This is a genomic window from Aeromonas sp. EU05-FHT14A05 (assembly GCF_058791175.1).
Window position 1 is genome coordinate 67,886 of sequence record NZ_JBYTDH010000003.1, and the last position, 12,471, is coordinate 80,356.

Here is a 12,471-nt window from a genome sequence, read left to right on the forward strand (position 1 = left end):
ATTTTTGTCGCGCTTGATTGACTGGCGACAGTTTGAGCGCTTGCCCATTGGGGTGGGCATTGGTAAAGTTAGCCGGTTTTCTGCACCTCCAAATTCTTAGGATTTCCCGTAGCCATGTTCAAAAAGCTCAGAGGCGTCTTTTCCAACGATCTGTCGATCGATTTGGGAACTGCCAACACCCTGATCTACGTAAAAGATCAAGGGATCGTCCTTAACGAACCCTCAGTTGTCGCCATTCGCCAAGAGCGCGGGAACGCCAAATCGGTCGCTGCCGTCGGTCATGCCGCCAAGCAGATGCTGGGTCGTACCCCTGGTAACATCTCCGCCATTCGTCCGATGAAGGACGGCGTGATCGCCGACTTCTACGTGACCGAGAAGATGCTGCAGCACTTCATCAAGCAGGTTCACGACAACAACTATTTCCGCCCCAGCCCCCGCGTGCTGGTGTGCGTGCCGTGCGGCTCCACCCAGGTCGAGCGCCGTGCCATCAAGGAATCCGCGCTGGGCGCCGGTGCCCGCGAGGTCTACCTGATCGACGAACCCATGGCTGCCGCCATCGGTGCCGGCCTGCCGGTCTCCGAAGCGACAGGTTCAATGGTGGTGGACATCGGTGGTGGTACCACAGAAGTGGCCATCATCTCCCTGAACGGTGTGGTCTACTCCCAGTCCGTGCGTATCGGTGGCGACAAGTTTGACGAAGCCATCATCAGCTACGTGCGCCGCAACTACGGCAGCCTGATCGGGGAAGCCACCGCCGAGCGCATCAAGCACGAGATCGGCTCCGCCTACCCGGGCGAAGAGGTGCGCGAGATCGAAGTCCGTGGTCGCAACCTGGCCGAAGGGGTACCGCGCAGCTTCACACTGAACTCCAACGAGATCCTGGAGGCGCTGCAAGAGCCGCTGTCCGGCATCGTCTCCGCCGTCATGGTCGCCCTGGAGCAGTCCCCGCCCGAGCTGGCGTCCGACATCTCCGAGCGCGGCATGGTGCTGACTGGTGGTGGCGCCCTGCTCAAAGACATCGACCGTCTGCTGATGGAAGAGACCGGCATCCCGGTCGTCGTGGCTGAAGATCCCCTCACCTGTGTCGCCCGTGGTGGTGGCAAGGCGCTGGAACTGATCGATATGCACGGTGGCGATCTGTTCCACTACGAATAAGACCCAAAGCCGGCCGAGCGCCGGCTCTTTTTTGACGACTCATGAAACCCATCTTTGGTAGAGGCCCTTCGCTTCAGTTACGGTTGTTTCTCGCCGTCATCATCTCTGTCGCAGCCATCGTCGCGGATTCCCGCTTCGGTGTGTTCACGCACGTCCGCGTCTATCTGAGTTCCCTCGTCAGCCCGCTGCAATACATCGCCAATGCGCCAGGCACCCTGCTTGACACCATGTCGATCCAGGTGCAGACCCGATCCAGCCTGATCGAGCAGACCAAGCAGCAGGAGCAGCAGCTGTTCACCCTGCGCTCCCGCCTGCTCAAGCTGGATCAGCTGGAGCACGAGAACCAGCGCCTGCGCGAGCTGCTGGGTTCGCCTGTGCACAAGGAGTCCCGCAAGATGGTGGCCGAGCTGCTGTCGGTGGATTCCGACCCCTTCAGCCATCAGGTGCTGATCAACAAGGGGGCGCTGGACGGTGTCTATAACGGCCAGCCGGTGATCAACGATCAGGGGGTGGTCGGCCAGGTGCTGCACGTGGGCTCCACCACCAGCCGCGTCCTGCTCATCACCGACTCCAGCCACGGCATTCCGGTGCGGGTGCTGCGCAACGATCTGCGCGCCATCGCCTCCGGCAGCGGCGAGCTGGACAAGCTGGAGCTGCGCAACCTGCCGCGCAACACCGACGTCCAGGTCGGCGATCTGCTGGTCACCTCTGGCCTCGGCGGCCGCTTCCCGGAAGGTTATCCGGTGGCAACCGTGACCCGATCCGATTACGTGGAGGGCAAGCCCTTCGCCCAGATCGAGGCCAAGCCCCTGGTGGCGCTGGACAGGCTGCGTTACCTGCTGCTGCTGTGGACCGACAAGAAGCCGGAAGTGCATGACGACGAGGCCATGGCGCCGGTGGCGGCGCCCTCTGCGGCGACGGCCACCTCGGCGGCGGAGGCGACGCGCTGATGCTGCAACCCGCCAGCGGCAGGATCTGGATCTGGATCTCGATCCTGCTGGCCCTGTGTCTCTCGATCCTGCCGCTTCCCTTTCAATTCGAACCCTTCAGGCCGGACTGGCTCGCCATGGTGCTAATCTACTGGGCGCTGGCGTTGCCGCACCGCACCAACGTCGGCACCGCCTGGGTGGCGGGCCTGCTGCTGGACGTGCTGCTCGGCAGCACCCTCGGCGTGCGGGCCATGGCCATGGCCATCACCACCTATCTGGCGGCCTTCCAGTTCCAGAAGATCCGCAACTTCTCCCTCTGGCAGCAGGCGCTGATCATCGGTCTGCTCTCCCTGGTGGGCAAGATCACCGTGTTCTGGGCCGAGCACCTGTTCAGCCGGGCCAGCCTCAACCTGGCCTATTTTTGGTCGACGTTGACAACGATGTTAATATGGCCCTGGATTTTTATGGTCTTGCGCAAGGTACGCCGTCGCTTCAATATCAAGTGAACATGAGCAAAAACAACGGATTGTAACTGCGTCTCATCTCATTGAGTGAATATGAACAAGCACAACGAACTGCAACTCTATCTCGCCTCGGGCTCTCCCCGCCGGCACGAACTGCTGACCCAGCTGGGCTACCGTTTCGAGGTGCTCAGGCTGGATGTGCCCGAGCAGCGGGAGGCGGGCGAAAAGCCCCAGGATTACGTCTGCCGGCTCGCCCGTGACAAGGCGATGGCCGGTGTGGCCACGGCCCCGACCCCATTGCCTGTGCTGGGGGCCGACACCATAGTGGTGCTGGGAGACAGGGTGCTGGAGAAACCCTCCGACCTGCTCGATGCCAAGGACATGCTGGAGGCGCTCTCCGGCAAGGTTCATCAGGTGATGACGGCGGTGGCCCTGGCCACCCCGGATCGCTGCGACGTGCGGCTGGTCACCACCAATGTGGCATTCCGCAAGCTGGACGAGGCCGAGATAGAGGCCTACTGGCGCACGGGTGAACCCTGTGACAAGGCCGGTGCCTATGCCATCCAGGGGATAGCCGGCAAGTTCGTCAGCCGTATCGAGGGGAGCTACAGCGCCGTGGTCGGCCTGCCCCTGCTGGAGACGGATCTGTTGATCAAGCAGCACCTCGAGCAGACTCGGTAATCCCCTCGTCAGCAGTTCGCTGCTGAGTTACCCGTTGTTCGTCGTGCCAGAATTCAAAACTAGAAAGGCAAGGTAACTTATGTCAGTAGAACTGCTGGTGAACGTCACCCCCTCAGAGACCCGGGTCGCCCTGGTCGAGAACGGGCTGCTGCAGGAAGTGCATGTAGAACGTCAGGCCAAGCGCGGCATAGTGGGCAACATCTACAAGGGCAAGATCAGCCGGGTGCTGCCCGGCATGCAGGCCGCCTTCGTCGACATCGGCATGGACAAGGCCGCCTTTCTGCACGCCTCCGACATAGTGCCCCACACCGAGTGCGTGGCGATCAAGGAGAAGGAGCAGTTCCAGGCGGGCAACATCGCCGAGCTGGTGCGCCAGGGCCAGGACATCATGGTGCAGGTGGTGAAAGATCCCCTGGGCACCAAGGGTGCCCGTCTCACCACCGACATCACCCTGCCGTCCCGCTACCTGGTCTTCATGCCGGGCAGTGCCCACGTCGGGGTCTCCCAGCGCATCGAGTCCGAAGCGGAGCGGGAACGCCTCAAGCGCACGGTGGCGGGCTATGTGGACGAGCTGGGTGGCTACATCATCCGCACCGCCGCCGAAGGGGTGGGGGAGCAGGAGCTGGAGCAGGACGCCGCCTTCCTCAAACGCCTGTGGCGCAAGATCCTGGAGCGCAAGCAGAAGTACCCGCCCTGCAAGATCCTCTACGAGGATCCCAGCCTGGCCTTCCGGGTGGTGCGCGACTTCGTCGGTGCCGAGCTCGACAAGATCCGGGTCGACTCGCGCCAGAGCTTCGAGCTGCTCTCGCATTTCACCGGGGAGTATGTGCCCGAGCTCGCGAACAAGCTGGAGTACTACTCCGGCGAGTCGCCCATCTTCGATCTCTACGACGTGGAGAACGAGATCCAGCGGGCGCTGGAGCGCAAGGTGGAGCTGAAATCCGGCGGCTACCTCATCATCGACCAGACCGAAGCCATGACCACGGTGGATATCAACACAGGTGCCTTCGTCGGCCATCGCAACCTGGAAGAGACCATCTTCAACACCAACGTCGAGGCCACCGCCGCCATCGCCCGCCACCTGCGGCTGCGCAACCTGGGCGGCATCATCATCATCGACTTCATCGACATGCAGTCCGAGGATCACCGCCGCCGGGTGCTGCACAGCCTGGAGCTGGCGCTGGCCAAAGACAGGGCCAAGACCAACGTCAACGGCTTCTCCCAGCTCGGGCTGGTGGAGATGACCCGCAAGCGCACCCGGGAGAGCCTGGAGCACGTGCTCTGCTCCGAGTGCCCCGAGTGCAAGGGGCGCGGCCGGGTCAAGACGGTGGAGTCGGTCTGCTTCGAGATCCTGCGGGAGATCATCCGGGTCAACCGCGCCTACGATGCGGATCAGTTCACCGTCTATGCGGCCCCCTCGGTGGCCGATTACCTGCGGGGGGAGGAGTCCCACAGTCTGGCCGAGCTGGAGGTCTTCATCGGCAAGCAGGTCAGGGTGGTGACGGAGCCGCTCTGTGGGCAGGAACAATTCGATGTGGTGATGATGTAATTGATCTACCGCTGGCTGAGTCGGGGCTGGTTAGCCCTCGGGGTCTTCTTCGTGCTGCTGGCCATCCTGGTCAGCGTGGTACGCCTTGGCGGCCCCCTGCTCAACCAGCACAGGCAGGCGCTGATCGCCACCCTGCTCGGCGACAGCCAGCTGGAGGTGAGCGTCGAGCATGTCGGGTTGAGCTGGACCCAGCGCGGCCCGGCTCTCGAGCTGCAAGGGCTCGCCATCGCCCCCGATTCGGGGCGTTTCTCCCTGCGCCTTGGCAAGGTGTGGGCCCACCTCGACTTCTGGCGCTCCCTCAACGACTGGAAACCGGTGTTCGGCCAGCTGCTGCTGAGCGACGGCGACATGGCGCTGGATCTGGCGCAGCCGGCCGCCCCGACCGGCGAGAAGAGCCCGGATCAGCAGCGGGCCCTGCTGCGCTTCCTGCTGACCCAACTCTCCACCTTCGACATTCATGACAGCCGCCTGAGCGTGACCACGGCGCTCGGAGAGGTGCGCGCCCTCAACATCGCCCAGTTGCGCTGGCAGAATCGCGGCAAGCGCCATCAGGGGGTGGGCAAGGCCTATCTCATCAACGGGGTGGGCGAGAGCGCCATCGATCTCATCATCGACGTGGATGCCCCACAAGTGCGCCTCGACAGGCTCAAGGGCCAGCTCTACCTGGGGGCCAGCGAGCTGGACATCAGCCCCATGCTGGCGCGGATCCACGCCGGCGAACCCAGGGTGACCGGCCAGCTCGACTTCCAGCTGTGGAGCGAGTTCGAGGGGGGGAGGCTCGGCAACTCCCTGTTGGCCTTTGGCAACAACCACCTGATCTGGAAGGACGAGGTCAAGGGGGAGCCGCACCGGCTCGATCTGCAGGGGGGCAAGATCCAGCTGCGGCGCGACGGTGAGGAGTGGCAGCTCGCCAGCCATGACGTGACTTTCAAGCTCGACGGGGCGACCTGGCTGCAGAGCCGGTTGCAGCTAGAGCGGGTCGGCTCCCGCATCCAGGGCTATGTGCCCGCCATCGATCTCAACCAGATGGCCAACCTGAGCCAGCTGGTCTCGGGCCTCTATCCCGAGCTGACCAAGACCCTCAAGCACACCCAGCCCAAGGGCAAGGTGCAGGAGCTGGTGCTGCAGGCCGATGGCGACTGGCAGGGGCTCTCCCTGAGCGGCCAGCTCAGGGGCTTCGAGACCAGCGCCTGGCACGACGTACCCGGGCTGCAGAAACTGGACGGCGACTTCTGGCTGACCCCGGCCGGGGGCAGTGCCCGCCTGACCCTGGGCAAGGGCAAGGTGGATCCCGCCCGACACTTCAAGGTGCCGATCCCGGTCGACAGCCTCTCGGCGCGCCTCGACTGGTGGCGGGAGCCCCAAGGCTGGGTGCTCTACGGCCAGGACATAGCGCTGGATAACGAGGACTTGAGCCTCGCCAGCCGTTTCCGCCTCGATCTGTTCGAGCACCCCTTCCTCGCCCTGACCGGCCGCATCGACGTGAAGAATGCGGCCCATGCGGATCGCTACTATCCGCTGGCCGTGATGAGCGACGGCCTGGTGGACTACCTGAGCGGCGCCATCAAGGGGGGCAAGGCCAAGGGGGCCGATCTGCTCTGGTATGGCGAGTTCCGCGACTTCCCCTACGACAAGGGCCAGGGGGTCTTCCAGGTCGCCGTGCCGCTGGAGCGGGCCACCTACGAGTTCTTCCCCGGTTGGCAGCCACTCACCGACCTGCAGATCGATCTGCTGTTCCAGAACGCGGGTCTGGATATGCGCAGCAGCGCCACCCGGCTCGGCAAGGCCAGATCCGACGCCGTGCATGCCTGGATCCCGGATCTCTCCCCCGGCGCGCACCTCTACGTGGATGCCAAGGTCCAGGGGGAGGGGCAGGCCATCAGCGGTTACCTGCAGGAGTCTCCCCTCGCGGGCTCCGTGGGTCAGGCGCTGCGGGAGATCGAGATCCGCGGCCCCCTGCAGGGCACGGTCAAGCTGGACATCCCCCTGGATGGCAAGGGCGAGGTCAAGGCCAGCGGAGAGGCGAACTTCCATGACAACAGCGTCAGGATCGCCGCCCTGGATCTGCCCCTGGAGAAGGTGCAGGGACGACTCGAATATGACAACGAGACCACGCACTTCAGCAACCTCAAGGCCAGCCTCTGGAACCAGCCGCTGACCCTGGATTATCGGGGCAAGCAGCTGCCCCACGGCTATCAGGCGGATCTCAAGTTCAAGGGCCTCTGGGACAGCAGCCGCCAGCGCCAGGACATTCCCGCCCTCGAGATGCTCAAGGGGCGCAGCAACTGGACGGGGACCCTGGGGCTGACCCTGCCCGAGAACAAGGCCTTCAGCTTCCAGCTGGCGCTGGACTCCAACCTGCAGGGGATGGGGCTGGATCTGCCGGTGCCGCTCGCCAAGGCGCCCGGAGGCCGGCTTCCCCTCAAGGTCACGGCACGGGGCCGCGACGGCAGCGCCGACATTCGCGCCGTGCTGGGGGCCGATGTGGATATGCAGAGCCGGCTGGTGTACGGCGAGGGGGCGGCCTACCTCAGCCGGGTGCGGGTCAACGTCGGCCAGCCCGGGGCCAGGGTGCTGCAAGACAAGCCCATGCTGCTCGCCATCAATCAGCCCCAGGCCGACGTGGCCGGCTGGCTGGCGCGGCTCACGCGCTGGTTGCCGGGCAAGGAGGCGGGGAGCAGCGGCAATGCGGTGGTCGGCCCCGCCTTCCTGCCTCAGGAGTGGTGGGTCGATGGTATGCTCGCCCGGGCCGACATCGGCAGCGCCAACCTCAAGGCGGTGCACTTCACCGTGGGGCCGGTGAACCTGGCCACCGAGGTGATGATCGACAGCCCCGAGGTGATGGGGGTGGTGCGCATTCCCGTGACGGACAGGCAGCCCATCGACGCCAAGTTCGCCCGTATTCATTGGTCAGGCAAGGGATCCGACCTCAGCCCCGAGCCCGATGCGAGGCAGGACAAGGCCATCATGGATGCCATTCCCTGGCTCACCTTCAGCTGCGTGGATTGCCGCTTCGGTGCCCTGCCGCTCGGGGAGCTCAAAGGGGAACTGGTGCCCGGCGCCAATCGGCTCGATCTCAAGGGGTTGGAGATGCGGCTCGCCGGCAGCACCCTGAGCGGGAGCGCCGAGTGGCTGGCGCGGCCCGGCCAGATGCAGACCCGGGCCCGTGCCCACCTCAGCACCCAGAACAGCGAGCTGCTGCTCAAGCGACTCGGCTTCACCTCGCCCATAGGCGACGCGCCGGGCAAGCTGGCGCTGGATCTGAACTGGCGTGATGTACCCTACCGACTGGATCTGCCGACCCTGGCAGGCAGTGCCGATTACCAGCTGGAGGGGGGCACCCTGCGGGAGGTCAACGACAAGGGGGCGCGCCTGCTCTCCCTGCTGAGCCTCGACTCCCTGATGCGCAAGCTGCGCCTCGATTTTCGCGACGTGTTCGACAAGGGCTTCTACTTCGAGTCCATGTCCGCCTCCGCCAGGATCAAGCAGGGGGTGGTGGAGAACAACGACTTCTACATGAAGGGGGCGGCGGGCAACCTGCGTGGCGAGGGCATCGCCGATCTGGTGCGCTGGCATCTCGATTACGATCTGAGCTTCTCCCCGAACCTGGGCGGCACCCTGCCGGTGGTGGCGGCCTTCTCCCTGACCCCGATCACCGGGCTCTATGTGCTGGCCCTCTCCAAGCTGCTGGAGCCCGTGGTGGATGTGGTGACCCGCATCGACTTCCGGGTCTCGGGCCCGCTGGACGATCCCAAGCTGATCGAGGCCGGTCGGGATCGCGCCCGCATCAAGCTCAACCAGCAGCAGAAGCAGGCGGTGGATGCGGTGGCGCCGAACCTGCCCGCCGAGGAGGTCACCCCCTTCCTGCTGACCCCCAAGCCCGGCGAACCTGCCCGGCGCTGAACGAGTGGCCCGGCACCATCACAAGGAGTGAGCCATGATCCGACATATCCTGCTGATCGCCTTCAAGCCGGACACTCTGCCCGAACAGATAGACGCGGTGCGCGCCGCCTTCCTCGCTATCCCCCATCAGGTCAGCGGCGTGCTGGCGGTGGAGTGGGGGCGGGATGACAGCCCGGAGGGACGGGCCGAGGGCTTCACCCACAGCGTGCTGATGACCTTTGCCGACGAGGCAGCCCGCCAGCGCTATCTTCCCCACCCGGATCACGATGCTCTCAAGGCCATCTTCCGCCCGGTTCTGGAACGTATCATAGTGCTGGATTACACCCTGCAGGCCGGCGATGCGGCTGTTGTTGGGGCGCTGTCATGATGGAGGATGAGCGCTGGGGCAAGATTCCACCGCTGCAATTCGCGTTGTTGCGAGCCGTGGTGGAATATGGCAAAGCCCATCCCGCCATTGGTGCCGGGGTGGTGGTTGGTTCGCTTGCCAAAGGAAAGGCGGACCGGGTCTCTGATGTCGATGTCTTGTTGCTGGCCGAGCCGGGCTTTCATCAGCATGGGGAAGAGCTGGTACGTTCCATCGTGGGTGAACGTGCTGTGTTCCACTGTTGGCAAGGAAGACATGAAAATGTCTGTTCCTACTGGCGCTATATCTTTCTGGATATGTCCAGCATCGAGATCCATATCCTTGATCACGATGCCGGTTTCCCGCTTGCCAAGCCTTACTTGCCTCTTTTTGATAAAACCCATTCTCTATCGGCGCTGGAGGTCGCGGGGCCCGCTCCCAGCCATTGGGATTTCCCTGCCTATATGGGGGACGGTAATGGTCTGGTATGGGAGTTGTTCGATTGCCTCAAATGGGCGGAGCGGGGACAACGGAGATTAGTCAGGCATCATCTGCGTAAACTGTTGGCTGAGATGGATAAAGACCCGAATATTGTGGACCGCGAGTAACGCGGACAAGGAGAGAACCATGTGGTTAGCTGCAATACAGTTGATCTCGGGCCGTCACTGGCAGGATAACCGGGCACAGATTGCCGCCGAGCTGGCGGCGTTGCCCAGGGAGCGCCCCCTGCTGGTGCTGCTGCCGGAAAACTTCGCCCTGTTCGGCGAGCGCCAGGGCTATCTGGACGGGGCAGAGGCCCTGGGTGAGGGGCCCATCCAGACCCAGCTGGCCGCCTGGGCGCGGGAGTACGGGATCTGGCTGGTGGCCGGGGCCATGCCCACCACCATCGCCGGTTCCGACCATATTCACACCAGCTCCCTGGTGTTCGATCCCGGCGGCGAGCTCAAGGGCCACTACCACAAGATCCACCTGTTCGACGTGGACGTGGCGGACAACCACGGCCGCTACCGGGAGTCCGAGACCTTCAGCCCGGGCCAGGAGTGCGTGCTGGTGGACTCTCCCTTTGGTCCCCTCGGCCTCTCTATCTGTTATGATTTGCGCTTCCCCGAGCTCTATCGCCGGCTGGCCGGGGCCGGCGCCCGGGTGCTGCTGGTGCCTGCCGCCTTCACCGCCGTGACCGGAGAGGCGCACTGGGAGCCGCTGCTGCGGGCCCGCGCCATCGAGAACCAGTGCTACGTGGTGGCCGCCAATCAGGGGGGCACCCACGAGACGGGGCGCCAGACCTGGGGCCACAGCATGGTGATCGATCCCTGGGGCCGGGTGCTGGCCTGCCAGGATTCGGGCCCAGCCACCGTGCTGGTGAAGATGGAGCCCGGGCTGGTCGACGAATTGAAACGCACCATGCCAGTGCTGACCCATGCCCGTTTGTTGTGATGGTGCGGCTTGTTGCCAACCCGTCGGCAAGACGATTTAAAACATCTCGTTACGAGAGTGGAGAAGAAGATTGAGTCTATTGAGCCAGGTTAGTGCCTCCCTGTTGGCCCCGAACGATCTCGACGAAGGGCGGCTACAGCAGCTGCTCGGCAGCCTGATGAGCCATCAGGTGGAGTTCGGCGACCTCTATTTCCAGCGCAGCTGGCACGAGTCCTGGATGCTGGAGGACGGCATCGTCAAGGATGGCAGCTACAACATCGATCAGGGCGTCGGGGTGCGCGCCGTCAGCGGCGAGAAGACCGGCTTCGCCTACTCGGACGAGCTGAGCCTGCTGGCGCTGCAGCAGTCGGTGACCGCCGCCCGCGGCATCGCCGCCGCCGGTGCCCAGGGCAAGGTGAAAGCCTGGGCCAGAACCGAAGCGAACCTGCTCTATCCCGCCATGGATCCGCTGCAGACCCTCGACAAGCAGCAGAAGATCGCCCTGCTCGAGCAGATGGACAAGTTCGCCAGAAGCCTGGATCCCGCCATCAATCAGGTGATGGCCTCCATCAGCGGCGTCTATGAAGAGATCCTGGTGGCCGCCACCGATGGCACCCTGGCCGCCGATGTGCGCCCCCTGGTGCGCCTCTCGGTGACCGTCATCGCCGAGAAGGGGGAGCGCCGGGAGCGCGGCAGCGCCGGAGGCGGTGGCCGCTTCGGTTACGATTACTTCCTGGAGCTGGACGGGCTGGAGAGCCGGGCGTTTGGCTATGTGCGCGAAGCGGTGCGCCAGGCCCTGGTGAACCTCGAGGCCATAGACGCGCCGGCCGGCACCATGCCGGTGGTGCTGGGCGCCGGCTGGCCCGGCGTGCTGCTGCACGAGGCGGTGGGCCACGGCCTGGAGGGGGACTTCAACCGCAAGGGCTCGTCCGCCTTCGCCGGTCGCATCGGCGAGCAGGTGGCTTCAAAGCACTGCACCATAGTCGATGACGGCACCCTGGTGGGGCGGCGCGGCTCCGTCTCCATCGACGACGAGGGGACCCCGGGGGGCTACAACGTGCTGATCGAGAATGGCATCCTCAAGGGCTACCTGCAGGACAAGCAGAACGCCCGCCTGATGGGGGTGCCACTCACCGGCAACGGCCGGCGCGAATCCTATGCCGCCCTGCCGATGCCGCGCATGACCAACACCTACATGCTGGCGGGTCAGCACGATCCGGCGGAGATCATCGCCTCGGTGAAGAAGGGGATCTATGCCCCCAACTTCGGCGGCGGCCAGGTGGACATCACCTCAGGCAAGTTCGTCTTCTCCGCCTCCGAGGCCTACCTCATCGAGGATGGCAGGATCACCGCCCCCATCAAGGGTGCCACGCTCATCGGCAACGGCCCCGAGGCCATGAGTCAGGTCTCCATGGTGGGCAGCGATCTTGCGCTGGATCGCGGGGTCGGAGTCTGTGGCAAGGAGGGGCAGAGCGTGCCGGTCGGCGTCGGCCAGCCCACTCTCAAGCTGGATCAGCTCACCGTGGGTGGCACCTCCTAGGTTGCCTTGGCCGCGCAGCGGCATGACCCATGCAAGCAAACCCCGGCCCGCAGCCGGGGTTTTGTTTTTGTCGGGGCGCACCAATAAAAACCCCGGTCAGTGGACCGGGGCGGGTGAAGGGGGTTGATGGGGCTCAGTTGGCCGATATGGCACGGGCGTCGATATAGAATCGCGCGTGACCTTGCGGATCTATCCTGATCTGGGCGACCAGCCGATCGCTTCGCTTGTATTCCCACCTGCTCTTGATCCGGGTCAGGGCGGGGCTGACGGCCCCAACCACGTTCAGATATTCGTGGAACAGGCTGTAGCTTCCAATCTCGGTCAGCATCTTTTCCATTTGCATGTCTCCTCAAGTGATTGGGTCTGCGCGGGTCACGCTAGCAGCGACCCTCTGAACCTTGCCTGTATAAAAAACACACTACGCCGTCCGTGGGCAGGCAACATGATCAGGCGCAAGTTCGGCGACGATTCCCGAGCGAGATGACAGCGTTTTC

Annotated in this window: 11 protein-coding genes; 10 read left to right on the forward strand and 1 reads right to left on the reverse strand. The window is 64.3% G+C overall.

Features of this window, described 5'->3' with window-relative positions:
• Positions 1 to 114 precede the first annotated feature (114 nt).
• From AC3WR3_RS05550 to tldD, 10 genes are all read left to right on the forward strand, one after another.
• Positions 115 to 1,155 (forward strand): rod shape-determining protein, encoded by a 1,041-nt coding sequence (locus tag AC3WR3_RS05550; protein WP_005308111.1) that lies wholly within the window; start codon positions 115 to 117, stop codon positions 1,153 to 1,155.
• A 41-nt stretch (positions 1,156 to 1,196) separates the two neighbouring features.
• On the forward strand, positions 1,197 to 2,105 hold the full coding sequence (gene mreC / locus AC3WR3_RS05555; protein ID WP_492291395.1) for a rod shape-determining protein MreC: 909 nt from the start codon (positions 1,197 to 1,199) through the stop codon (positions 2,103 to 2,105).
• The gene (mreD, locus tag AC3WR3_RS05560) at positions 2,105 to 2,590 is read left to right on the forward strand and encodes a rod shape-determining protein MreD (protein ID WP_025325450.1); all 486 of its coding nucleotides are present in this window, start codon (positions 2,105 to 2,107) and stop codon (positions 2,588 to 2,590) included. Before mreC ends, mreD begins: the two co-directional genes overlap by 1 nt.
• Before the next feature lie 51 nt (positions 2,591 to 2,641).
• Positions 2,642 to 3,229, forward strand: a complete 588-nt coding sequence (locus AC3WR3_RS05565) for a Maf family protein (RefSeq protein ID WP_492291396.1) — start codon at positions 2,642 to 2,644, stop codon at positions 3,227 to 3,229.
• A gap of 79 nt (positions 3,230 to 3,308) precedes the next feature.
• Positions 3,309 to 4,778 carry a ribonuclease G gene (gene rng, locus AC3WR3_RS05570; protein ID WP_025325452.1) on the forward strand — a complete coding sequence of 490 codons (1,470 nt, stop codon included), beginning with the start codon at positions 3,309 to 3,311 and terminating at the stop codon, positions 4,776 to 4,778.
• Positions 4,779 to 8,681, forward strand: coding sequence for a YhdP family protein (locus AC3WR3_RS05575; RefSeq protein ID WP_492291397.1), 3,903 nt, complete (start codon positions 4,779 to 4,781; stop codon positions 8,679 to 8,681).
• A 34-nt stretch (positions 8,682 to 8,715) separates the two neighbouring features.
• A complete protein-coding gene (locus AC3WR3_RS05580) occupies positions 8,716 to 9,048 on the forward strand; it encodes a Dabb family protein (RefSeq protein WP_429109066.1) in 333 nt (110 codons plus the stop codon).
• On the forward strand, positions 9,045 to 9,632 hold the full coding sequence (locus AC3WR3_RS05585; protein WP_492291398.1) for a nucleotidyltransferase domain-containing protein: 588 nt from the start codon (positions 9,045 to 9,047) through the stop codon (positions 9,630 to 9,632). Before AC3WR3_RS05580 ends, AC3WR3_RS05585 begins: the two co-directional genes overlap by 4 nt.
• A gap of 19 nt (positions 9,633 to 9,651) precedes the next feature.
• Entirely contained in the window at positions 9,652 to 10,458 is an 807-nt protein-coding gene (locus AC3WR3_RS05590) for a carbon-nitrogen hydrolase family protein (protein WP_492291399.1), read from the forward strand.
• Positions 10,459 to 10,528: 70 nt separating this feature from the next.
• Positions 10,529 to 11,977 (forward strand): metalloprotease TldD, encoded by a 1,449-nt coding sequence (tldD, locus tag AC3WR3_RS05595; RefSeq protein ID WP_492291400.1) that lies wholly within the window; start codon positions 10,529 to 10,531, stop codon positions 11,975 to 11,977.
• Positions 11,978 to 12,110: 133 nt separating this feature from the next.
• Here tldD and AC3WR3_RS05600 read toward each other — a convergent pair whose 3' ends face one another.
• Positions 12,111 to 12,314, reverse strand: a complete 204-nt coding sequence (locus AC3WR3_RS05600) for a hypothetical protein (RefSeq protein WP_202047752.1) — start codon at positions 12,312 to 12,314, stop codon at positions 12,111 to 12,113.
• Positions 12,315 to 12,471 lie beyond the last annotated feature (157 nt).

Bases quoted from the DNA above. Each gene is read 5' to 3' on its own strand.
- AC3WR3_RS05580 (WP_429109066.1), top strand. From the start codon at position 8,716: ATGATCCGACATATCCTGCTGATCGCCTTCAAGCCGGACACTCTGCCC.
- AC3WR3_RS05565 (WP_492291396.1), top strand. From the start codon at position 2,642: ATGAACAAGCACAACGAACTGCAACTCTATCTCGCCTCGGGCTCTCCC.
- rng (WP_025325452.1), top strand. From the start codon at position 3,309: ATGTCAGTAGAACTGCTGGTGAACGTCACCCCCTCAGAGACCCGGGTC.
- AC3WR3_RS05590 (WP_492291399.1), top strand. From the start codon at position 9,652: ATGTGGTTAGCTGCAATACAGTTGATCTCGGGCCGTCACTGGCAGGAT.
- mreD (WP_025325450.1), top strand. From the start codon at position 2,105: ATGCTGCAACCCGCCAGCGGCAGGATCTGGATCTGGATCTCGATCCTG.
- AC3WR3_RS05550 (WP_005308111.1), top strand. From the start codon at position 115: ATGTTCAAAAAGCTCAGAGGCGTCTTTTCCAACGATCTGTCGATCGAT.
- AC3WR3_RS05585 (WP_492291398.1), top strand. From the start codon at position 9,045: ATGATGGAGGATGAGCGCTGGGGCAAGATTCCACCGCTGCAATTCGCG.
- mreC (WP_492291395.1), top strand. From the start codon at position 1,197: ATGAAACCCATCTTTGGTAGAGGCCCTTCGCTTCAGTTACGGTTGTTT.
- AC3WR3_RS05600 (WP_202047752.1), bottom strand. From the start codon at position 12,314: ATGGAAAAGATGCTGACCGAGATTGGAAGCTACAGCCTGTTCCACGAA.